The 21870-nt window shown below is 74.5% G+C and carries 22 protein-coding genes; 16 read left to right on the top strand and 6 right to left on the bottom strand.

The window, feature by feature from the left end:
* Window positions 1–99: 99 nt before the first annotated feature.
* The 9 genes from H9X71_RS06015 to ypfJ all read left to right on the top strand — a co-directional run bounded on the left by H9X71_RS06015 (window position 100) and on the right by ypfJ (window position 7685).
* Window positions 100–1035 (top strand): ABC transporter ATP-binding protein, encoded by a 936-nt coding sequence (locus H9X71_RS06015; protein WP_191148770.1) that lies wholly within the window; start codon window positions 100–102, stop codon window positions 1033–1035.
* Window positions 1032–1871 (top strand): ABC transporter permease subunit, encoded by an 840-nt coding sequence (locus tag H9X71_RS06010; RefSeq protein ID WP_191148769.1) that lies wholly within the window; start codon window positions 1032–1034, stop codon window positions 1869–1871. The genes H9X71_RS06015 and H9X71_RS06010 overlap by 4 nt, the downstream gene beginning before the upstream one ends.
* A gap of 95 nt (window positions 1872–1966) precedes the next feature.
* Window positions 1967–3217: a sensor histidine kinase gene (locus H9X71_RS06005; RefSeq protein ID WP_191148768.1), complete on the top strand. Its 1251-nt coding sequence runs from the start codon at window positions 1967–1969 to the stop codon at window positions 3215–3217.
* Window positions 3214–3912: a response regulator transcription factor gene (locus H9X71_RS06000; RefSeq protein WP_191148767.1), complete on the top strand. Its 699-nt coding sequence runs from the start codon at window positions 3214–3216 to the stop codon at window positions 3910–3912. Before H9X71_RS06005 ends, H9X71_RS06000 begins: the two co-directional genes overlap by 4 nt.
* Window positions 3913–4000: 88 nt before the next feature.
* On the top strand, window positions 4001–4372 hold the full coding sequence (gene clpS, locus H9X71_RS05995) for an ATP-dependent Clp protease adapter ClpS (RefSeq protein ID WP_191148766.1): 372 nt from the start codon (window positions 4001–4003) through the stop codon (window positions 4370–4372).
* On the top strand, window positions 4369–4884 hold the full coding sequence (locus H9X71_RS05990) for a DUF2017 family protein (RefSeq protein ID WP_191148765.1): 516 nt from the start codon (window positions 4369–4371) through the stop codon (window positions 4882–4884). Before clpS ends, H9X71_RS05990 begins: the two co-directional genes overlap by 4 nt.
* Window positions 4885–5012: 128 nt before the next feature.
* Window positions 5013–6026 (top strand): NAD-dependent epimerase/dehydratase family protein, encoded by a 1014-nt coding sequence (locus H9X71_RS05985; protein ID WP_191148764.1) that lies wholly within the window; start codon window positions 5013–5015, stop codon window positions 6024–6026.
* Window positions 6023–6688, top strand: a complete 666-nt coding sequence (locus H9X71_RS05980; protein WP_425321409.1) for a DNA alkylation repair protein — start codon at window positions 6023–6025, stop codon at window positions 6686–6688. Before H9X71_RS05985 ends, H9X71_RS05980 begins: the two co-directional genes overlap by 4 nt.
* Before the next feature lie 88 nt (window positions 6689–6776).
* Entirely contained in the window at window positions 6777–7685 is a 909-nt protein-coding gene (ypfJ, locus tag H9X71_RS05975; RefSeq protein ID WP_191148763.1) for a KPN_02809 family neutral zinc metallopeptidase, read from the top strand.
* Between the two features lie 10 nt (window positions 7686–7695).
* On the opposite strand, the gene H9X71_RS05970 is transcribed toward ypfJ, so the two are convergent.
* Both H9X71_RS05970 and H9X71_RS05965 read right to left on the bottom strand, forming a co-directional pair.
* On the bottom strand, window positions 7696–7968 hold the full coding sequence (locus H9X71_RS05970) for a CDGSH iron-sulfur domain-containing protein (RefSeq protein WP_244961839.1): 273 nt from the start codon (window positions 7966–7968) through the stop codon (window positions 7696–7698).
* Window positions 7965–9077 carry an iron-containing redox enzyme family protein gene (locus tag H9X71_RS05965; RefSeq protein WP_191148762.1) on the bottom strand — a complete coding sequence of 371 codons (1113 nt, stop codon included), beginning with the start codon at window positions 9075–9077 and terminating at the stop codon, window positions 7965–7967. The genes H9X71_RS05970 and H9X71_RS05965 overlap by 4 nt, the downstream gene beginning before the upstream one ends.
* Before the next feature lie 216 nt (window positions 9078–9293).
* On the opposite strand from H9X71_RS05965, the gene H9X71_RS05960 reads away from it, so the two are divergent.
* The 4 genes from H9X71_RS05960 to H9X71_RS05945 all read left to right on the top strand — a co-directional run bounded on the left by H9X71_RS05960 (window position 9294) and on the right by H9X71_RS05945 (window position 13194).
* Entirely contained in the window at window positions 9294–10034 is a 741-nt protein-coding gene (locus H9X71_RS05960) for a hypothetical protein (RefSeq protein ID WP_191148761.1), read from the top strand.
* A gap of 439 nt (window positions 10035–10473) precedes the next feature.
* Window positions 10474–10770: a hypothetical protein gene (locus tag H9X71_RS14900; protein WP_244961838.1), complete on the top strand. Its 297-nt coding sequence runs from the start codon at window positions 10474–10476 to the stop codon at window positions 10768–10770.
* Window positions 10771–10818: 48 nt separating this feature from the next.
* Complete coding sequence (locus H9X71_RS05950) at window positions 10819–11862, top strand: NAD(P)-dependent alcohol dehydrogenase (RefSeq protein WP_191148760.1); 1044 nt, start codon at window positions 10819–10821, stop codon at window positions 11860–11862.
* A 234-nt stretch (window positions 11863–12096) separates the two neighbouring features.
* Window positions 12097–13194 carry a fatty acid desaturase family protein gene (locus H9X71_RS05945; RefSeq protein ID WP_191148759.1) on the top strand — a complete coding sequence of 366 codons (1098 nt, stop codon included), beginning with the start codon at window positions 12097–12099 and terminating at the stop codon, window positions 13192–13194.
* A gap of 133 nt (window positions 13195–13327) precedes the next feature.
* Here the strand turns inward: H9X71_RS05945 and H9X71_RS05940 are convergent, their stop codons facing one another.
* The 4 genes from H9X71_RS05940 to H9X71_RS05925 form a co-directional block, all read right to left on the bottom strand.
* A complete protein-coding gene (locus H9X71_RS05940) occupies window positions 13328–14506 on the bottom strand; it encodes an AAA family ATPase (protein ID WP_191148758.1) in 1179 nt (392 codons plus the stop codon).
* A gap of 76 nt (window positions 14507–14582) precedes the next feature.
* Window positions 14583–15599, bottom strand: a complete 1017-nt coding sequence (locus H9X71_RS05935; protein WP_191148757.1) for a diacylglycerol/lipid kinase family protein — start codon at window positions 15597–15599, stop codon at window positions 14583–14585.
* Window positions 15600–15731: 132 nt separating this feature from the next.
* On the bottom strand, window positions 15732–17561 hold the full coding sequence (locus H9X71_RS05930) for a BCCT family transporter (RefSeq protein WP_191148756.1): 1830 nt from the start codon (window positions 17559–17561) through the stop codon (window positions 15732–15734).
* A gap of 125 nt (window positions 17562–17686) precedes the next feature.
* On the bottom strand, window positions 17687–19345 hold the full coding sequence (locus H9X71_RS05925) for a sensor histidine kinase (RefSeq protein WP_191148755.1): 1659 nt from the start codon (window positions 19343–19345) through the stop codon (window positions 17687–17689).
* A gap of 346 nt (window positions 19346–19691) precedes the next feature.
* On the opposite strand from H9X71_RS05925, the gene H9X71_RS05920 reads away from it, so the two are divergent.
* From H9X71_RS05920 to H9X71_RS05910, 3 genes are all read left to right on the top strand, one after another.
* A complete protein-coding gene (locus H9X71_RS05920) occupies window positions 19692–20240 on the top strand; it encodes an alternate-type signal peptide domain-containing protein (RefSeq protein ID WP_191148754.1) in 549 nt (182 codons plus the stop codon).
* A 95-nt stretch (window positions 20241–20335) separates the two neighbouring features.
* Window positions 20336–20938 carry a TasA family protein gene (locus H9X71_RS05915; protein ID WP_191148753.1) on the top strand — a complete coding sequence of 201 codons (603 nt, stop codon included), beginning with the start codon at window positions 20336–20338 and terminating at the stop codon, window positions 20936–20938.
* The gene (locus H9X71_RS05910) at window positions 20935–21846 is read left to right on the top strand and encodes a hypothetical protein (protein ID WP_191148752.1); all 912 of its coding nucleotides are present in this window, start codon (window positions 20935–20937) and stop codon (window positions 21844–21846) included. The genes H9X71_RS05915 and H9X71_RS05910 overlap by 4 nt, the downstream gene beginning before the upstream one ends.
* Window positions 21847–21870: the final 24 nt, after the last annotated feature.

The following is a 21870-nucleotide window of genomic DNA, read 5'->3' as shown; positions in this document are numbered from 1 at the left end:
CGGCTGGGCCGGAGGGGGGACGCGACCCCGAGGACCCCGCCCCTAGCGTGGGGGATGCGGGCGCTGGGTCCGCGACCCCATCCTGAGGAGGCAGCGCGCATGATCGTCGCTGAGAACCTGACCAAGCGCTACGGCGCGAAGACCGCCGTGGACGGCGTGAGCTTCACCGTCCAGCCGGGCATGGTGACCGGATTCCTCGGTCCGAACGGCGCCGGGAAGTCGACGACCATGCGCATGATCGTCGGGCTCGACACCCCGACGTCGGGCTCCGTGACCGTCAACGGCCACCGCTACCGCGACCTGCAGGCGCCGCTTCACGAGGTCGGCGCGCTGCTCGACGCGAAGGCCGTCCACACCGGCCGCAGCGCCTACAACCACCTGCTCGCGATGGCCGCCACGCACGGAATCCCCCGGAGCCGCGTGAACGAGGTCATCGAGATGACCGGCCTGCAGCCCGTGGCCAAGAAGCGCGTCGGCGGCTTCTCGCTCGGCATGGGCCAGCGCCTCGGCATCGCGGTGGCGCTCCTCGGCGACCCGCGCACGCTGATCCTCGACGAGCCCGTCAACGGCCTCGACCCCGAGGGCGTTCTGTGGGTGCGCAACATCACGCGCTACCTCGCCGGGCAGGGCCGCACCGTGCTCCTCTCCTCGCACCTCATGAGCGAGATGGCGCAGACGGCCGACCACCTCATCGTCCTCGGCCGCGGCCGCGTGCTCGCCGACGCCCCCGTCGCGGCCGTCGTCGCCGGCGCCACCAGCGGGCTCGTCCGCGTCCGGTCGCCGCACGCCGACCGCCTCGGCCAGGCGCTCGCGCGGCCCGAGGTCGTGGTGACGAGCGTCGAGCGCGACCTCATCGAGATCACCGGCCTCACGGCCGCGCAGGTCGGCGACGCCGCGCTCTCCGCCGGCGTCGTGCTGCACGAGCTCACGCCCGTCACGGCGTCCCTCGAGGACGCCTACCTGTCGCTCACGCAGGGCGACGTCGAGTACCACAGCGCCGCAGTCGGCACGACCGAGCAGGAGACCGCACGATGACCGCCACCCCCACCGCCTACGCACCCGCCCCGGTGACGTCGGGCCGCCCCACGCTCGGGCGCCTCATGCGCTCCGAGTGGATCAAGCTCCGCACGCTCCGCTCCACCATCTGGTGCTTCGCGCTCGTGTTCCTCCTCCTCGTCGGCTTCTCGGCGCTCTTCACGCCGTTCGTGGTCGACCAGCTGAGCGAGCAGCTCGGCCTCCCCGGCGCCCCCGCCGACGCGCTCCTCATCTCCGTCGCGCTCAGCGGCGTGACCCTCTCGATGCTCGTCGCGGGCGTGCTCGGCGTGCTCGTGGTCAGCGGCGAGTACTCGACCGGCATGATCCGCTCGACGTTCAGCGCCGCCCCGCGCCGCCTCGGCGTGCTCCTGGCGAAGGCGATCGTGTACACGCTCGTCACCTTCGTCGTGACCGCGGTCGCCGTCGCGGTCGCGCTCCTCGTGGCCCGCGGCTACTTCGCCGCCGGCGGCGCCGAGGTCGACGTCCTGTCGGGCGGGTTCCTGCTCGCCGCGCTGGGCGGCGTCCTCTTCGTCGTGCTCATCGGGCTGATGGGCTTCGGCTTCGGCCTGCTCCTCCGCAACGGCGCCGCCGGGATCGGGGCGCTCGTGGGCCTCGTGCTCGTCGTGCCCATCGTCGGCAGCCTCCTCGGCGGCGTGCTGTCCTGGGTCGCCGACCTCGAGCCCTACTTCCCGCTCAGCGCCGGCAACCGCCTCTACAGCATGAGCACGGGCGCGCCCGGTCAGCTGGAGTTCTGGCAGGCGCTGCTCGTGATGCTCGCATGGGTCGCCGTGATCCTCGTGCCCGCGCTGGTGCTCGCCCGCAAGCGGGACGCCTGATCGACGGGGGCAGGAGGGCGCCGTCGGGCGCGGCGGACGTCGCCGCGCCCGACGGCGTCCGCCTGCCCACCCCTCCCGGCGCCATCCGCGGATGGATGGCCCGGCACCCGCGGATCGTCGACGCGGCGATCGCGCTCCTCTTCACCTGGGCGTCCATCGCCGCGGGGGCGGCCGTCGGAAGCCGCGCGGCCGTGCCCGGCACCGGCACCGGCGTCGTGCTCGTCGTGCTGTCGCTGGTGATGGGCGCGACGCTCATGCTGCGGCGCAGCCGGCCCGTGACGGTGCTGGCGGTCAGCGGCGCCTGCGCCACCGCGAACGCGATCATCGTCGGCGGCTTCGACGGCGGCGCGATCCCCATCGCTCTGTATGCGGTCGCCGTGCACGGGTCCTCGCGCCGCGCATGGATCGGCCTCGGCGGCGCGGCGGCGCTCACGGTCGGGATCGTCCCCGCCACCACCGGCTCCGGGCCGCTCGACCTCTCGGCCGCGACGATGCTGCTCGTCAACCTCGTCCCCCTGCTCATCGCGACGCTCATCGGCACCAACGTGGGCGGACGCAAGCGCTACGTGGAGGCGCTGCGCGACCTCGCCGTGCAGCTCGCCCGGGAGCGCGACCAGCAGGCCCGCCTCGCGACCGCGGCGGAGCGGACCCGGATCGCGCGCGAGATCCACGACATCGTCGCCCACGGGATCACGGTGATGGTGACGCTCGCCGACGGCGCGCAGGCCGCGGCCGTCGCACGACCCGAGCTCGCGCGCGACGCCATGCGCGAGGTAGCCGACACCGGCCGCACCTCCCTCTCCGAGATGCGGCGGATGCTGGGCGTCCTGGCCGAGGAGCCCGGCGAGCTCGACGCGTCCGCCGCGTCCCCCCGCGCGCCGCAGCCGGGCCACGGCGACCTCGCCGCGCTCGTCGACTCGTTCCGCACCACCGGCCTCCCCGTGCGCTTCACCAGCACGGGCCCGCCGCCCGACGACCCCGGCCGCCAGCTCGCCGTCTTCCGCGTCGTGCAGGAGTCCCTGACCAACGTGCTCCGCTACGCCCCCAACGCGGACCGGGTCGACGTGCGCGTCGACCACCGGCCCGAGGAGATCGTGATCGAGATCACCGACGACGACCGCACCGGCCCCGTCGTGCCCCCGGTCCCCGGCAGCGGGCGCGGGCTCCTCGGCGTGAGCGAGCGGATGGCCGTCTACGGCGGCACCGCCACCGCCGGGCGCCGCGAGGCCGGCGGCTGGCGCGTGCTCGCCCGCATGCCGAGCGGTCTGCACGACGTGCGGCCGGGCGACGCCCCACGACCCCCCGTCGCCGCCGCGCGCCGCCCCCGGATCCAGGAGGACAGATGACCGACAGCTCCCGCCCCGTCCGCGTGCTCATCGTGGACGACCAGGCGCTCGTGCGCATGGGCTTCCGCATGGTGCTCGACGCCGAGCCGGGGATCGCGGTGGTCGGCGAGGCCGCCGACGGCCGCGCCGCCGTGGCCCGCGCGGGCGAGCTCTCGCCCGACATCGTGCTCATGGACGTGCGGATGCCCGGCATGGACGGCATCGAGGCGACCACGGAGATCGTCGCGCGGCACCCGGCCACGCGCGTGATCGTGCTCACCACCTTCGACCTCGACGAGTACGCGTTCGCCGGGCTGCGCGCCGGCGCCAGCGGGTTCCTCGTGAAGGACACCCGGCCGGAGCACCTCATGGAGGCGATCCGCGCGGTGGCGGACGGCGATGCGGCCATCTCTCCCCGGGTCACGCGCCGCATGATCGAGCTGCTCGGCCCGACTATGCCGGCCACCGGCGGCGCCGCGGGCACGGGCGAGGGTGCGGCGGATCCCCGGCTGCGGCCCCTCACCGCGCGTGAGCTGGAGGTGCTCACGGCGCTCGCCGAGGGCCTCACCAACCAGGAGATCGCGGGCCGGCTGTACCTCTCCGAGTCGACCGTGAAGACGCACGTCGGCCGGGTGCTCGCGAAGCTCGAGGTGCGGGACCGGGTGCAGGCCGTGATCCTCGCGTACGACTGCGGCCTCGTGCGGCCCGGTGCGTGACGGTCGGCCGCCGGCGTCCTGCACGGGCGCCGCGGCGAGGGAGGATGGAGGCTCCGGCCGCCCGCCGGGAGGATCCGTCAGGAGCGCGATGACCACGACCGCCCGGGACGCGCGCGTCCCCGTCCGCCCCGCCGCGCGCCGGGCCGAGGACCCGCCCGCGGCGGATCCCGGCGCCGGCACGAGCACGGGGAGCGACACGAGCCTCCTCGAGCGCGCGGACACCCCACCCGTCTGGAGCTGCGTCGTCTGGAACGACCCCGTCAACCTCATGACCTACGTCTCGTACGTGTTCCGCAGCTACTTCGGCTTCACGAAGGAGCGCGCCGACGAGCTCATGCTCCGGGTGCACGAGGACGGCCGCGCGGTGGTCGCCACAGGGATCCGCGAGGAGATCGAGCGGCACGTGCTCGCGATGCACGGCTTCGGCCTCTGGGCGACCCTCGAGCGGGTCGACGCGTGAGGGCCTTCCGCGCCCGTCCCGACGGCACGGTCGCCGCGCACCTCGAGCCGCACGAGGTCGCGCTGCTGCGCGGGCTGCTCGCCGAGCTCCGCGGGATCCTCGACGAGGGCGCGACCACCGGCGGCGCCGCGGACGGCGCCCCGCCCTCCCCCGTCGCCGCGCGCCTCCTGCCCGACGCGTACCCCGACGACGCCGAGGCGTCCGCCGAGTTCCGGCGCTTCACGGCGTCCGACCTCACGGAGGCCAAGGCCGCGAACGCGACGACCGTCGAGGCGACCCTCGCGGAGGCGGACGCGCGCGGCATCGGCCGGCGCGGCCTCCTCGTGGTGCTGGATCCCACGGGAGCGCAGGCCTGGCTCCGCACCCTCAACGACCTCCGGCTCGCCATCTCCGTGCCGCTGCGGATCGACGAGGCCGACGCCTGGCGCGACCGTGCGCCGCGCGAGAGCGCCGGCCTCTACGACTGGCTGACCTTCGCGCAGGGATCGCTCATCGAGGCCGTCGACCGCTGAGAGGGCCGCGGTCGCGCGCGCCTGGGGGTCCCCCGGGCGGCCGCCCCGCGCCCGTCACCGGCGAGCATGATGGAGGGGACCCGCGGATGCGCCGGCCCGTCGGGGCCCGTCCGCAGGAGAGGAGCAGCATGCGCGTCGTCGTCATCGGAGCGACCGGGAACCTGGGGACCGGGGTGCTGCGGCGCCTCCACGCCGCGGGGGTCGAGATCGTGGGCGTCGCCCGCCGGATGCCCGACGCGTCGCTGGAGCCGTACGCCGGCGTCACCTGGCGCCTCGCCGACATCGGCGCGGAGGGCGCGGTCTCGGGGCTCGCGGCGACCATGCGCGGCGCCGACGCCGTGATCCACCTCGGCTGGGCCCTGCAGCCGAACCACCGCGAGCGCGTGATGCACCGCACCAACGTCGTCGGCACGGCCCACGTCCTCGAGGCCGTGGCGCAGGCCGGGGTGCCGCAGGTCGTCGTCGCGTCGTCCGTCGGCGCGTACAGCGCGGCGCCCAAGGACCGGCCGCGCGACGAGTCGTGGCCGACCGGCGGCATCCACACCTCCCACTACTCACGGCACAAGGCCGAGAACGAGCGCGCGATGGACGCCTTCGAGGCCGCCCACCCCGACGTGGTCGTGACGCGCATGCGCCCCGGGCTCGTGATGCACGACGAGGCCGCCGCGGAGATCGCGCGCCTGTTCCTCGGCCGCCGGATCCCCACCCGCTGGCTCGGGGCCGCCACCCGCACCCCGGTGCTGCCGCTCCCCCGCGAGCTCGTGTCGCAGGTCGTGCACAACGAGGACGTGGCCGACGCGTTCTGGCGCGCGGTCGATCGACGCGCAGGGGGCGCCTTCAACATCGCGGCGGAGCCGGTCGTCGACCCGGCGCTCGTCGGCCGGCTGCTCGGCGCGCGCGTCGTGGCCGTGCCGCTGCCCGCGCTCCGGGCCCTCGTCTCCGCGAGCTGGCGGGCGCGCGTGCAGCGCACGGACCCGGGCTGGATCGACATCGCCGCGAACGTGCCCGTGATGTCGACGGCCCGCGCCCGCGAGGTGCTCGGCTGGGCGCCCGCGCATCCGGCCGAGGACGTGCTCGCCGAGTTCGGCCGCGCCTTCGTGCACCGCACCGGCCGCGAGGGCTCGGCGCCGCTCGCCGGATGACGCCCGACCACCTGGCCGAGGACGCGGGCTTCGTCGCGGCCTCGCTCGAGCGCGAGGGCGCCTGGTACCGCGCCGACGCCGAGCACGAGCGCCTGCGGTCGGACCTCGACTTCGTGGGCGCGTCGGTCGGCGCGATCCGCGGCACCGTGCGCGACCTCGGCCGTCGACGCCCCGGCATGACCCGCGACGAGGCGACGGCGCTCGCGTCGGAGCTGTGGCGCTCGCGCGTGTACGAGCGCCGGCTCGCTGCGGTCGTGCTGCTGCAGGAGCACGTGGCCCGGCTCGACAACGGCGACCTCACGCGCATCGAGGGCTTCGTGCGGGACGCGCGGCTGCGGGCGCTCGTGGATCCGCTCGCCCTCGACGTCATCGGCCCGCTCGTCGAGCGCCTGGCCGGATCCGCCCGCGCCCGCGCGGACGCGGCGCTCGACCGCTGGGCGGGCGAGCCGGACGTGTGGCTCCGCCGCGCTGCGCTGCTCGCGCCGACCCGGCCGCTGCGCGCGGGCGGCGGCGACTGGGACGGGTTCCTCCGCCGGGCCCGCGTCGCGCAGGCGACCCCGCGCGGCGGGCACGACGTGGTGCGCGAGGCGGTGGAGAGCGTGCGCGACCTGGTGCGCGCGGCCCGGCCGGACCTCGCGGCGGATCCCGTCCCCGGCGGCTGAGGGCGGCCCGGGCCGAGGCGCGCCGCGGCCGTGAGCCGGCATCCGTCCGGCCCCGGACGACCGGCCCCGCCGCCGGTACGGTCGATCCATGACCTTCGACGACGACGCCCGCATCGACACCAGCAAGGTCACGCGCCGGCGCGGCCGGGGACGCACGACCGGCATCGCGGCCGGCGGTGGCGGCCTCCTCGTGGTGGTCGCGGTGATCCTCGTGCAGCAGTTCACGGGCGTCGACCTGTCCGGCATCGTGGGCGGCGCGGGCGGCGGGAGCGGATCCGGCGCCGGACAGCAGCAGGACGAGGCCATCGAGGGCTGCACCACCGGCGCGGAGGCCAACGCGAGCGTCGAGTGCCGGATGGCCGGCGCCGCCGACTCGCTCGACACGTACTGGACGACGGCGGCGCCCGAGGTGGGCATCGCCGACTACGTCTCCCCCGGCTTCTCGCTCTTCGACGCCGCGACCACGACGGGCTGCGGCGAGGCCTCCAGCGCGACCGGCCCCTTCTACTGCCCGCCGGACCAGCGCCTCTTCGTCGACACCACGTTCTTCGACGAGCTGCGCACGCGCTTCGGCGCCTCCGGCGGGCCGCTCGCGCAGATGTACGTCGTCGGGCACGAGTGGGGCCACCACATCCAGCAGCTCTCGGGCGCGTTCGACCGCGCCGACCGCACCGGCACCGGCCCGACGTCGGACTCCGTGCGGCTCGAGGTGCAGGCCGACTGCTACGCGGGCGCGTGGGTCGGGGCCGCCTCGCAGATCCGCGACGACGCGGGCACGGCGTTCCTCGAGCCGGTGAGCGGCGCCGAGGTCCGGGACGCGCTCGACGCGGCGGCGGCGGTCGGCGACGACCGGATCCAGGCGGCGAGCGGCGGCGAGGTCGACCCGCACACCTGGACCCACGGATCCGCCGAGCAGCGCCAGCGCTGGTTCGAGGCCGGCCGGGCGGGCGGCCCCACGGCGTGCGACACCTTCGCGGTGCCCGGCGCGCAGCTCTGACGCCGCGCGGCTACTCCGCGGTCGGCGCGGGCGGGTCCGTGCGGAACCCGACCAGGCGGTGCGTGCCGTCGCAGTAGGGCTTGATCGACGAGACGCCGCAGCGGCAGAGCGCGACCGTCCGGCGGGTGCGCGGCACGGGCCGGCCCCCCGGATCCACGATCTCGAACTCCCCCCGCACCAGCAGCGGGCCGTCGGGGTACGCGATGATCCGCGGCGGCTCGGCGGCGGGGACGCGACCGGTCGTCGGGCGGTCCGCCGCGTCGTCCGCGGGGAGCGCGCTCACGCCGCGGCCGCAGCGGCAGCCGCCGCGCCCGAGGCCGCGGTCGACCCCTCGCGCAACGACGTGCGCCCGGCCTGCCAGCTCGACAGCACGTGCGCGCCGACCCAGCCCTCGACCTCCAGGCACGCGGCCGCGCCGAAGAGCACGTCGTCGAGGAGCTGCGGCTCGGACTCGACGAGCCCGCCCGCGAGGTCGTGGGCCGCGATCTGCTCGTGCACCGCGTCGGCCTCGACGTGCTCGTCGTAGTACCAGGCGACGTCGTCGCCGAAGCCGAGGCGGCGGATCCCGCTCGCGTAGAGGCGGCTCGGCACGCTCGAGGTCATCTCGAACGCGGCGAGGTGGCCGACGATGGCGCCGCGGAGACGGCGGTGCAGGCCGAAGAGCGACATGGCGTTGGACGACGCGAGGGTGATCGCCGGCACGTCGTCGAGGTAGCGGCCGTAGCGGTCGTCGAGGCCGACGCCGCGGAGCGTCGCGCCGAAGATCGTCGCGTGCACGCGCTCGGGGCGCCCGCCGCCGTACTCGTCGGCCTGGATCTCCACCATCGCGGCCTTGGCGCGGCCCCGGAGCCGCGGGATGGCCCAGGAGTGCGGGTCCGCCTCGCCGAGCGTGTAGATCGAGCGGTGGACGAGGAACTCGCGGAGCTGCTCCGCGGTGGCCTTGCGCGCGACGAAGCGCGAGAGCGAGGGGCCGGAGTCCGCCGACGTGAGGGCGAAGAGCGCCGCGGCGACGCCGCCGGAGGTCGGCTCCGGGCGCTCGGGGACGGTGACCCGGTCGCGGAGGGCGGCCTCGAAGGCGGCCTCGAGGATCCCCCGCACGGCGATGAGCCGCGGGTCCCACTCGCGGTCGTCGTCGACGCCCTCGAGGCCCGCGTGGTGCAGCTCGTAGAGGCAGAAGAGCGCCAGCTGCACGTCGTCGTCGCGGACGACGTCGTCCGCGGCGGCGAGCGCCTCGGCGGCGAGCGCGGCGAAGTCGGGCGACGGACCGGCGGGGACGGCGCCGCCCCCGAGCAGGTCGGCGAGGAGCGCGGCGCTCAGCGGGCCGCGCGCGGCGGGGACGGGTGAGGGGAGGATGCGGACCGCTTCGTGGGCGGTGTCGAGCAGATCGGTCATGCCTCCACCTTGCACCGCCCCCATCGGGCCAGCCGGGCGTGTCGCGGCGTCCTCCGCGAGCGGTAATGCCGGGACGCCGCGCCCCGCTCATGGGGGCTCGGGACGTCGGCCCGGTCCGGTCCCGCCCCCGGAGAGGGGACGCACGCCGGTCCGTCGGGAGGACGCGCGCCCGGGAGGATGGACGGGGCCGCCCATCGGCCCCACAGGGAGGCCCGCATGACCGCCGACGACACGACCGCGGGCGACGTCGACGCCACGACCGCCGGCCGCGATGCCGCCCCCGGTCGTCGGCCCCTCCTGCGCATCGGCGCCCGGACGCTCATCGCCTGGATCGCCCGCGTCGTGACCCCGCGGCGCCGGACGCTCGCCGCGATCGTCCTCCTCGCCGTCACGGTCGCGGCGACCATCCCCCTCCGCGCCCTCTTCCTCCGCACCGACGACTCGGTCGGCGACGAGACGGCCCTCGCGGCGGTCCTGGGCCTCGCCGTCGGCGCCCTCGCCGTCGCCGTCCTGCTGACCATCTGGATGGTCCGGGCGTCGCGACGCCTGCCTTCGGCCGCCGGGGACCACCCGCGGTGGCGCGATGCCGCGCTGATCGACCGCGCCGTCGACCCGGCCGGCAGGGTGACGCTCGCACCCGGCACGGCGGAGCGCGTCGCGGTCGAGGCGCGCCGCGCCATCGCGGCCGCCGCGATCGGGGTGCCCGCCGCCACGCTCCTCGTCCTCGCGATCCTCGGCCTCATCCCCGCCTGGCTCCTGCAGGGCGAGGCCAGCGTGCAGATGCTGCTGACACCCGCGTACCTCTTCCTCGGCCTCTCCGGCCTCTGGACCGCGGCCCGCACCGCCGGCCGCATGGCCCTCCTCCGCGACGCCGCGGACGCCGAGCTCGCCCTCCCCGAGTCCGAGCGCACGCAGGCGCCGCCCGTCGTCCCTCCGCACGGCAGCCGGCTCCCGTGAGCCCGCACGAGCATGCGCAGGCGCACGACGGCGCCACCTCGGCCGACCGGGGTCACGGCAGGCGCGAGCTCGCCCGCATCGGCGCCCGCGCCACCGCCGCGTGGTCGGCCGAGGTCCTCACGCCGCGCCGCCGTCTCCTCGCGCTCGTCGCGGCGGTGCTCGCCGGCATGACGTCCGCCCTGCTCCTCCGCGCCCTGCTCCTCGGCATGGACGACGGGGACGGCGACGGCGACGACACCGGTCTCGCCGTGGGCGTCGCGCTCGTCATCGCCGCCGTCGTGGGCTCGTTCCCTTCGCCATCTGGCTGGCGCGCGCCTCGCGCCGCCTCGGCTCCGCGCCGGGATCGCACCCGCACTGGCGGGACGCGGCGCTCCTCGAGCGCTCCGTGGATGCCCGCGGCCGCGTGGCGCTGGCGCCCGGGACCGCCGAGAGGGTCGCGGTGGAGTCCCGCCGCGCGATCGCGTCCGGCGCGATCGGCGTGCCCACGGCGCTCCTCTCGGTGGTCGCGGCGCTCGTCGCGGCTCCCGTCCTCCTGCTGGCCGGGGCAGCCGCCCACCAGATCCTCCTCGTCACCCTGTACGCGGTCACGTGCGTGAGCGGCGTCGTCACGACGTGCCGCCTCGCCGGCCCCATGGCCCTCCTGCGCGACGCCGCCGACGCCGAGCTCGCCCTCCTCGGATCCGAGCACCCGCAGTCGCCGCCCGTGGATCCCCCGCACGGCAGCCGCCTGCCCTGATCCAGCCGCGTCCAGCGAGTTCCCCCACTTGAGGAATACCGTGGGGGCATGAAGGCGCTCCAGTACACCCGCATCGGATCCCACCCCGAGGTCGTCGAGATCGAGAAGCCGACGCCCGGCCCCGGCGAGGTGCTCCTCCGCGTCACCGCCGCCGGCGTGTGCCACTCGGACGAGTACGTCATGGGCCTCTCGGAGGAGGAGTACCGCGCCGCGGGCTACCCGCTCCCCCTCACGCTCGGCCACGAGGGCGCGGGCGTCGTCGAGGAGCTCGGCGAGGGCGTCGCGCACCTGTCCGTGGGGGACGCCGTGGCCGTCTACGGACCCTGGGGCTGCGGACGCTGCCACGCGTGCGCCGAGGGCCGCGAGAACCACTGCGAGAACGCCGCCGCCGAGGGGATCCAGCCTCCCGGGCTCGGCGCCCCCGGCGCCATGGCCGAGTACATGATCGTCGACGACCCGCGGCACCTCGTGCCGCTCGGCGACCTCGACCCCGTCGAGAACGTCTCCCTCACCGACGCCGGCCTCACGCCGTACCACGCGATCAAGGCCTCGCTGCCGAAGCTCGGCGCGGGCACCTTCGCGGTCGTCATCGGCACGGGCGGCCTCGGTCACGTCGGGATCCAGATCCTCCGCGCCCTGAGCGGCGCCACGGTCATCGCGCTCGACCTCAACGACGAGAAGCTCGAGCTCGCCCGCCACGTCGGGGCGCACCACACGGTCATCAGCGACGCGGACGCCGCCGACGGCATCCGGGCGATCACCGGCGGCCGCGGCGTGCAGGCCGTCTTCGACTTCGTCGGGGCGACGCCCACCATGGCCACGGCGTTCGACGTGGTGGAGGCGGGCGGCGACGTCACGATCGTGGGCATCGGCGGCGGCGCCGTCGAGGTGGGCTTCGGCCGCATCGCCTTCGACGCGGCTGTCCGCATCCCGTACTGGGGCAGCCGCGCGGAGCTGATCGAGGTGCTCGACCTCGCGCGCTCCGGCCAGGTCGCCGTCGAGACCCAGCGCTACTCCCTCGACGACGGCCCGGACGCCTACGCGGCGCTCGCGGCGGGCACCGTGCGGGGTCGCGCGGTCATCGTGCCGTAGTCGCCCAGCAGCCCGTAAGCCCGCGTGGGACGGGGCCGCTGTCCTCCATCGACAGCGACACGCCGTCCGCGCTGTGAGTATCCCTGGTGCGGAGCGTCCGCCCCTATGGGAGTGTGAGACCTGGTTGCCCCAGATCCCGGCGCCGTGTCGTGTCCCCCACGACGACGACAGACAGCGGCTCGCCGAGGCGGCCCGCTCCACCTGGCCGAGAGGCCACGGACGAACGAGCTGACCATGACTGACACCACCGCAGCACCCCGCATCGTGCTCACCCGCCCCAAGCGCGGCGGCGGAGCCAACCCCACCACCGAGTACTCGGGCCTCCTCAACACGGTCCGCGACGCCGGACTGCTGAACCGCCGCGTCGGCTTCTACGTCCTCATGTTCTCCGGCGTCACCGCGGCCCTCGTGGGCCTCGGCGTCGGCTTCGTGCTCCTCGGCGACAGCTGGTTCCAGCTGCTCATCGCCGCGGGTCTCGGCATCATCTTCACCCAGTTCGCCTTCCTCGCCCACGAGGCCTCGCACCGCCAGGTGTTCGAGTCGGGCAAGGCCAACGACATCGCGGGCCGCACGCTCGCCAACCTGTTCGTCGGCATCAGCTACTCCTGGTGGATGACGAAGCACTCGCGCCACCACGCGAACCCGAACGTCCTGGGCAAGGACCCGGACATCGAGCGCGACGTCATCTCCTTCACCCCGGAGGACGCCGCCCGCGCCAAGGGCGTCTACGGCTGGTTCACGCGCCACCAGGGCTACGCGTTCTTCCCCATCCTCATGTTCGAGGGCCTCAACCTGCACGTCCACGGCTTCCGCACCGTCTTCGGCCGCGGCAAGGTCGACAAGCGGTGGCTCGAGATCTCGATGCTCTCCACGCGCATCATCGCGTACCTCGCGGTCGTCTTCTTCTTCCTCCCGCTCGGCATGGCCTTCGCCTTCGTCGGCGTGCAGCTCGCCGTCTTCGGCGTGTACATGGGCGCCTCGTTCGCCCCGAACCACAAGGGCATGCCCGTCCTGCCGAAGGACTCGAAGGTCGACTTCCTGCGCCGCCAGGTGCTCACCAGCCGCAACATCAAGAGCACGTGGCTCACGGACATCTACATGGGCGGCCTCAACTACCAGATCGAGCACCACCTCTTCCCGAACATGCCGCGCCCAGCGCTCAAGAAGGCCCAGCGCATCGCGAAGGAGTACTGCGCGACGCACAACATCCCGTACACCGAGACCACGCTGCTGGCCTCGTACGGGATCGTCGTCGCGTACCTCAACCGCGTGGGCCTCGCGGCCGGCGGCGACCCGTTCGACTGCCCCGCATCGGCGGCCTTCGGACGCTGATCCGCCGCATCCGCACCACCCGACGCCTCCCGCTCGCGCCGCCCTCCAGGGCCGCGACCGGGAGGCGTCGTCGTGGGGGCGGCGTGCGCGCCGCCCGCGCTAGACGCCTGGCGGGCGGGCGGGCAGGCGGGCGCTAGCGCTTGCCCCAGTCCCACGACGGCGCGCTGAGGAGCCCCTGCCCGCGCAGCTCCGTCTCGCCGTGCGGCTTCTCCAGCACGAGCTCCCCCGCCTCCGCGTGCTCCGACACGGCCGCCGCCAGCCCCGGCGCATGCGTCACGACGAGGATCTGCACGTTCCGCGACGCCTGCGCGATGAGCTCGCCGAGCGCGGGCAGCAGGTCCTGGTGGAGGCTCGTCTCCGGCTCGTTGAGCACCATGAGCTCGGGCGGCTCCGTCGTGAGGAGGGCGGCCGTGAGCATGAGCATCCGGAGCGTGCCGTCGGAGAGCTCGGCGGCGTCGAGCACGCGGAGGATGCCGGGCTGCCGCAGCCCGAGCGACAGGACGCCGTCCTGGGGGCGCACTACGACGGTGGACCCGGGGAACGCCCGGTCGACCAGCGCGTCGAGCGCGTCGCCGTTGCCCCACTCCCGGATGGTCTGCACCGCGGCCGCGAGGTCGGATCCGTCGCTCGCGAGCACGGGCGTGCGCGTCCCCACGCGAGGTCGCCGGGCGGGGGCGTCGGCGTCGGTGCGGAGTTGGTCGTAGAAGCGCCATCCGCCCATGCGCCGCCGGAGGATCATCGCCTCGGGGCTCGTGACCGCGTCGGCGACCTCGCTGAGCACGCTGAGGTGGGGCGGCACGAGGGCCGGCACGTGCATCCAGCCGTCGGCCTCGTCGCGGACGCGCACGTCCTGCCAGCGGCGCTCCAGCACGAGCGAGCGGGGGCGCGGCACCGGGCCGCTGAAGATCAGCTCGCGCTTGATCTCCGGGTCGCGCCCGAACATGGTCGGCGGGCGTGCCGACGGGTCCGTCTGCGGGATGCCGAGGTCGACGAGGTAGCCGAGCTCGTCGCCCGCGAACCCGAGCCGCAGCGCGATGGGACCCTTGCGCACGGTGCCCTGCACCTCGTGCTCGCCGTCGCGCATCGCGCGGCTGAGGCCCTCGGGCCCCGCCCAGAGGACCGCCTCGAGGCCGCCCTCGCGCGCGAGAGCGCCGACGGCGCCGCCCTGCGCCATGTCCGAGATGAGCCGGAGCGCCCGGTAGACGTTGGACTTGCCGCTGCCGTTCGCGCCCGTGATGACGTCGAGCCCGGTGAGCGGCAGCGCGAGGTCGCGGACGGAGCGGTAGCCGGAGACGGCGAGGGTGCGGATCATTCCGCGACCCTCCCACGGACCGCCGACAGGCGCGACGCCGGTGAGCGCGACGCCGGCAGGGACCGACCGACGCGGGTCAGGAGTCCCGCGGCACCCGCACCGTCAGGCCGCCGGGCAGCACCTGGATCTTGAAGCCGACGGCGCGGCCGAAGGGGTCGCCGTCGAGCTCGATGTCCTCCTCCTTCTCGAGGCGGACCACCACCTCCTCGGCGGTGCGGTACTCGAGCGCGCGCACCTCCTTCTCGGGGCCCATGAGGCGACGGCCCGCGGCGGTGCGGCGGACGACGCCGTTCTCCCACGCGACCTTGACCCAGATCTGGATCCAGCCGAAGAGCCCCTCGGGGCGCATCAGCACGACGTCGAGGATGCCGTCGTCGACCGCGGCATCCGGCAGCAGCAGGATGTTGGCGGGCAGCGAGCCGCAGTTGCCGACGATGAGCGTGTGCGCGCGGCGGCGGTGCGTGCTCCGGCCGTCGAGCCGGTAGCGGAGCCGCAGCTGGTCGCGGTCGCGCAGGGCCTTGAAGATCGCGTCGACGTAGGCGAGCCAGCCGACCTTCTTCTTCAGCTCCGAGTCGGTGTTGGCGAGCATCTTCGCGTCGATGCCGACGCCGGCCATCACGACGAAGACGTGCTTCTCGCGGGTCTCGTCCTGGCGGAGGATCTCGATGGCCGCGAGGTCGACCTTGCGGTCGTGGCCGGAGAAGGCGGCCTCCAGCGAGTGCTCCACGTCGTTGAGGGTGAGCTTGAGGTTGCGCGCGAGCAGGTTGCCGGTGCCGGACGGCAGGAGCCCCAGCGCGACGCCGGATCCCGACATGCCCTCCGCGACCGCGCGGACCGTGCCGTCGCCGCCGGCCGCGATGACCATGTCGACGTCGTGCGACAGGGCCTCCTGGGCGGCGCCCTTGCCGGGGTCGTCCTCGCTCGTCTCGAACCAGAGCGTCTCCTCCCAACCCGCGGTGCCGGCAGCCTGCGCCACCTTGGCCTTCAGCGACCCGAGGTCGACCTTGATGGGGTTGTAGACGACGGCGGCGCGGCGACCGCTGCCGTCGGTCGGCGAGGGTGCGGGAGCGGAGGCGGGGGTGGAGGTCGTCATCATGGTCACCCTACCGATGCGCGGGACGGGTGAGGGGTCGGGGGCGACCCGACATCCAGGCGGTGTCCGGGAGACCACGATGCCGACCCGCGCGCGGGGCGCGGGTCGGCATCGGCGAGGCGGGAGGCGGCGTCAGGAGCGCCGCGCCTCGTCCTCGTCGCCGAGCGGCTCGCGGACCGAGGCCTCCTCCGGGTCGATCGGGTCGACCGAGAGCTGGAAGTGGTCGCCGTGCTGCTCGACGCCGTTGACGACCGCGTCGCGCATCATCTCGACCGCGACCTGGCGGCGCACGATGAGCGGATCGGTGCGCAGCTCGCTCCAGAGGGCGTAGCAGGCGACGAGCATCACGAGCACGAACGGCAGCGAGGCCACGACCGTGAGGTTCTGCAGGCCGGTGAGGGCCTCCGTGCCTCCCCCGCCGATGGCCAGCATGATCGCCGCGACCGCGCCCATGACGACGCCCCAGAAGACGACGACCTTGCGGCTCGGGTGCAGTGCACCGCGCTGCGACAGCGTCCCCATCACGATGGACGCGCTGTCGGCGCCCGACACGAAGAAGATGCCGACGAGCAGCATGACGAGGACGGTGCTGACGCTGGCCAGCGGGTAGTGGTTGAGCAGCTGGAACAGCGTGTTGTCGCTGACCACGGCGCCGTCGACGGTCATGTCGCCGTCGGTCTGCTGCGCGTGGATGGCGGAGCCGCCGAAGATCGAGAACCAGATGAGGGCCACGATGCTCGGCGCGAGCAGCACGCCGACCACGAACTCGCGGATGGTGCGGCCGCGGCTGATGCGCGCGATGAACATGCCGACGAACGGCGTCCACGAGATCCACCAGGCCCAGTAGAAGACGCTCCAGCTGGCGAGCCAGGAGCTCATCTCGTCGCCGCCGGTCGCCGCGGTGCGGGACGCCATCTCGGTCATGTCACCGAGGTAGGCGCCGAGCGTGGCGGGGATGAGGTTGAGGATGAGGAGCGTCGGGCCGACGACGAACACGAAGACGGCGAGCACGACGGCCAGCACCATGTTGATGTTCGACAGCCACTGGATGCCGCGGGCGATGCCCGAGACGGCCGAGAAGATGAAGGCGATCGTGAGCACGACGATGATGCCGATGAGCAGCGGGGCCGTGGCCTCGGGCACCCAGCCGTTGAACTCGAGTCCCGCGCCGATCTGCGTCGCGCCGATGCCGAGCGAGGCCGCCGAGCCGAAGAGCGTGGCGAAGATCGCGAGCATGTCGATGACGCGTCCGGCCCAGCCCTCGGTGCGCTTCGTGCCGAGCAGCGGCTGGAAGATGGAGGAGAAGAGCTGCTTGCGGCCCTTGCGGAAGGTGCCGTAGCCGATCGCGATGCCGGCGACCGCGTAGATGGCCCAGGGGTGCAGGCCCCAGTGGAACATCGCGGTGGCCATGGCCGTGCGGATGGCCGCCTCCGACTCGGGCTGCGTGGTGCCGGGCGGCGGGGTGACGAAGTGGCTGAGGGGCTCGGCCGCGCCGAAGAACATCAGGCCGATGCCCATGCCCGCGCTGAACATCATGGCGATCCAGGAGACCGTCTTGAACTGCGGCTTCTCGTCGTCGGCGCCCAGCTTGATGCGGCCGTAGCGGCTGGCGGCGAGCCAGAGCACGAAGATCACGAAGAAGCTCGCGGCGAGCACGAAGAGCCAGCCGGTCTTCTCGATGACCCAGCTCTGCGCGGCGCCGGAGATGGTCGCGAGGCCGTCGGTGCTGACGATGCCCCAGACGACGAAGCCGACCGCGAGGACGGCGGTGACGCCGAACACGAGGCGGTCGATCTTCGGGTGCTCGGGCTCGTAGAGGTCGACGGATCCGGTGAAGCGCGCCTCGAGGAGGCGGTGGTCGGAGTGGTCACGACGAGGTGGCCGGGTGCCGTCGGGGTTGGTGCGCCGCTTCGGGATGAGGCGGTCGAGGAGGCGTTCTGCGGACGTGCGCGTGGAGGTCATGGAGGGGATGGGCTCCTGTGGGCTCGATGACGTGGTGCCGCGCCCGCAGGGGTCCCGCGAGCGACCGGCCGAGTCTAGGCGGAGGCCTCCGGAACGGTCGATTCGCCATCTCCTCTTGCCATCGGCTATGGGGAGGGGTAGTGGGGCGATCCCATCGGCAGGGCCACGACCATGCGCGTGCCGTGCCCGAGGCGGCTCGAGATGCGGACGGATCCGCCGTGCGCGGTGACGGTGCGCTCGGCGATCGAGAGGCCGAGGCCGAGGCCAGGGACGGCGCCGTCGCGGGCTGAGCGGGCGCGGAAGAAGCGGTCGAACACGTGCCGCTGGTCCTCCTCGCTGACGCCGACGCCGGTGTCGGCGACGGAGAGGACGGCCTCGTCGCCCTCGCGCTCGAGCACCACGTCGATCCGGCCGGCCGGCGTGAAGGCGAGGGCGTTGGAGAGCAGGGCCTCGACGACCTGCGCGAGCCGGTCGGCGTCGCCGTCGAGCACGATGCCCGGGGCGATGCGGGTGCCGAGCGCCAGCCCGCGCTCGGCGGCGCGCGCGGCGGCGCCGGCCGCCGCGTCCTCGACGAGCGCCGAGAGGTCGACGGATGCGCGCTGGAGCGCGGGCGCGTGGTCCGCTCCCGCGAGGAGCGAGCCGATGATGACCGACAGCTGCTCGACGTTCCGCTGGATGACCGCGAGCTCGGCCGCGATGCCCAGGTGCGCGGGATCGTGCAGCTCGTCGAGCAGGTCGAGGTAGCCGACGATGCTCGTGAGCGGCGTGCGCAGCTCGTGCGAGACGGTGGCCAGGAACTCGTCGCGCACCTGGACGGCCTGCGCGAGGTCGGTGACGTCGTAGGCGCCGAGCACGGTGCCGGTGCGCTGCCCCCCGCGGCGCCCGATGGCCCGCACGGAGAGCACGAGGGCGCGCTGGTCGCCCGGCTCCCCCACCCAGTAGACGGGCCCGTGCACCTTGTCGGCGTACACCGCCTCCATCAGGATTCGCCCGTCGCGGGCGACCGGCGTGACGCGGTCGGATCCGTACACGTGCGACGCCCGGCCCGTCGCGGGGTCGTAGCCCGCGAGCTCCAGCAGCGAGCGGACGGCGGCGTTGCGGAGCACGGGCCGGTCGTCCGCGTCGAAGAAGACGATCCCGACGTCGAGCGCGTCGGCCACGTCGCGGAAGGTCGCCGTCTGCTCGCGCGACTCCACGAGGAGCCGCGCCTGGGTCTCGGTCGCCTCGGCGAGCTCGCGCCGGTCGGTGCGCTGCGTCGCGGCCGCCTGCGCGGCCGCCGCCACCAGGAGCGCGGTGAGGAGGGGCGCGCCGAGGAGGTCGGCCCACGCCGTGGAGGACGCGGGCAGCCCGCCGTCGCGGATCACCGGGAAGAGGCTGATGACCAGGGCGCCCGCCACGGCGACGGCGACGCCGCCGGACGGGAACGCGAACACCAGCCAGAGCAGCGGGAAGATCACGAGCAGGGCCGACGCGGGGAAGGTCTCGGCGGTCGCGTCGCGGAGGGCCGCGACCGCGAGCAGGTCGACGGCGGGCACGACCATGAGGACGCCCGACGGGATCCGGCTCATCGCGAGCACGACGCAGAGCAGGGAGACGGCGCCGACCAGGGCGAGGGCGCCCAGGTAGAACGGATCGGCGTGGACCTCCGGCTCGACGACGGCCACGATGACCGCGACGACCGCGCAGCTGAGGAGGAACGGCACCTGCGCGCGGGCCGAGCCGCGACGGCGCTGCGCGTCGAGCGCGGACAGGGCCGACCGGGGCGGGCGGGCGGGAGTCGTCATGCGCTCCCCTCCCGTGTCCGCCGTCGGAGGACGTCGTGGCCTGAGCCTAGACCGGCCGGCGTGCGAGGACGCCGCGCCGGCGCCGACCGGCCTCGCGGCACGGGATCCCGGGGGCTTGAGCGGATCCCGGGACGGGCTTGCGGCAAAGCTCGGCCGGACTTGCGGTCGCCCAGCGGGTGGCTTGAGGCCGCCCCGTCAGAGTGGTGTTCGTCGAAGGAACACCGGATCGAGACCGCAGGAGCGCCGACCAGGCGCCAGCGGAGCACCGGAGACGACCGGCAGGACCCCACCCGCCGCCTCCCCCACGAACATGCGCGGCACACCGCGTGAGAGAACAGGAAACCCCATGAACAAGATCGTCTCCGGCGCCGTCGCAGGTGCCGCTGGAATCGTCCTCCTCCTCGGCGGCGCCGGCAGCTTCGCGCTGTGGAACGCCAACGCGACGGTCGCCGCCTCGAGCGTCTCCGCGGGCAACCTGGCCCTCGCCGCCGACACCACGGGCGTCTGGACCGACATCACCAACCCGAGCGCCCCCAAGGTCGTCGACCCCGCGACGTACCGCATCGTCCCCGGCAACGTCCTCCAGTACAAGAGCGCCCTCACGGTCACCGCGACCGGCGACTCGCTGGCCGCCGACCTCACGTACAACCCCCTCTCCATCAGCGGCGACGCGGCGCTCAAGGCCGCCGTCACCACCAAGCTCGACGTGACCTCGACCGACGCCAGCATCACCGCCGGCTCCGCGGCCAACACGTTCACGGTCAAGCCCTCGACGGCCGCCTCCAAGGTCAACGTGGTCCTCACGGTCACGTTCCCCTCGACCGCGACCACCGGCCAGAACGGCACCCTCTCCTTCGACAAGCTCGCCTTCACGCTCACGCAGCGCGCGATCTAGTCGCCGACTCCCCTCCTCGCGGTGACGTCACCCGCGGGGAGGGGGCTCCACCCCCAGCACGCACCATCCAGCACCACGAACCGGAGCGAGACGACATGAGCACGAGGCAGGCACCCGCCGCGCGTCCCGCTCACGGCCGCCGCTCCGCCCGTCCCGCCCGCCGCAGCCCCCTGCGCGCCGCGTGGCTCACCACCGGCCTCCTCACCGCGGTCGTCGTCGCCTCCCTCGCCGCCACCGGCGGCAGCTACGCCCTCTGGAACGGCACCGCGAGCGCCCAGACATCGAGCGTCGCCAGCGGGTCGAGCGGACTCGTCATCACCCAGCAGGCCGCCCTCGACGCGACGCAGCTCCTCCCCGGCCAGGGGATCGTCGGGGCCTTCACCGCGAAGAACACCGGCACGGTAGCCTTGGACGTGGCCATCTCCACGCGAGGCACCTCGTCGAACAGCGCCTTCCCCGGCGAGCTGTCGCTGCGCCTCGGACCCGTCGCGACGACGGCCGACTGCGTGCACGGCGCCACGACCTTCTCCGGCCGTCCCGGCGCGCTGCACACGCCCAGCGGGTTCGCCCGCATCCAGCCCGGCGCCTCGTCGGTCGTCTGCACCGAGGTCGTCCTCGACAAGGACGCGCCGCAGTCCGTGCAGGGATCCACCGCGCAGCTCGCGTTCGACGTCGTCGGCACGCAGGTCACCCCGTGAGCCGCGCCCGCCGCACGCGGCGCCCCGTCGGCCGCCTGCACGCCGCGCTCCTCGTCGGCCTCACCGTGATCCTCCTCGGGAGCGGCGGCACCGCCGTCCACGCGCTGTGGGCCTCGAGCGTCTCGGCGGGATCCTCCGTCCGCGCCGCCACCGTGTCCGTCACGAGCACGGGCTTCGACCAGCTCGGCGGCGCCGTGAGCTCGAGCAGCCCCAGCCGCACCGCCACGGTCGTCGTGCGGAACACCGGCACCGTGCAGAGCCCCTGGACCGGCACCGTCTCCGCGACCGCGTCCACGGACGCCGGCCGCGCGCTGGCCGGCGGCACGAAGGTCGTCGCGTGGAGCACGACCGCGTCGAGCTGCTCCGCCACCTCGTCCGTCGGCTCCGGCTCCGTGTCCGGCACGTGGGCCGCGCCGCCCACGGTCTCCGGCACGCTCGCCGGCGGCGCCCAGTCCACCTGGTGCGTCCGCACGACCGCGTCCGGCTTCCCCACGAGCGGATCCGCCTCCGTCACGGGCACGCTCGGCGTGCTGCTGGGATCCGGCACCTGGACCGGCCGCGCCTCCACCTCCGCCACGCAGACCGCCGCCGGCCCGACCGTCACGGGCGGCTTCCGCTGCACGCCGACGGACGGCGACTGGTACGTCTTCGTGTCGTGGGACGCCTCCACGGCCGCGCAGTCCGAGTCCTACGGCGTCATGGTGAACGGGACCCGCATCGCCACGACGACGGGCTACTACCCCATGACCGGCATCACCCGGGACCAGGTCCCCGCGACCCTCGCCCCCGACGGCACCGTGAAGGTCACGGTCGACCTCCTCCGGGACGGCGTGAGCGTCCGCCAGGTCGCGAGCGGCACCGTCGTCGCGTTCACCAACACCGGCACGCGCGGCTTCCGCTGCAGCTGACCCCTCCCACGGAACGACTCCACC

The sequence above is a fragment of the Clavibacter zhangzhiyongii genome, from assembly GCF_014775655.1.
GTDB lineage: Bacteria > Actinomycetota > Actinomycetes > Actinomycetales > Microbacteriaceae > Clavibacter > Clavibacter zhangzhiyongii.
Note: the sequence above shows the minus strand (reverse complement) of the source record. Positions and strands in the feature narration are given on the sequence as shown.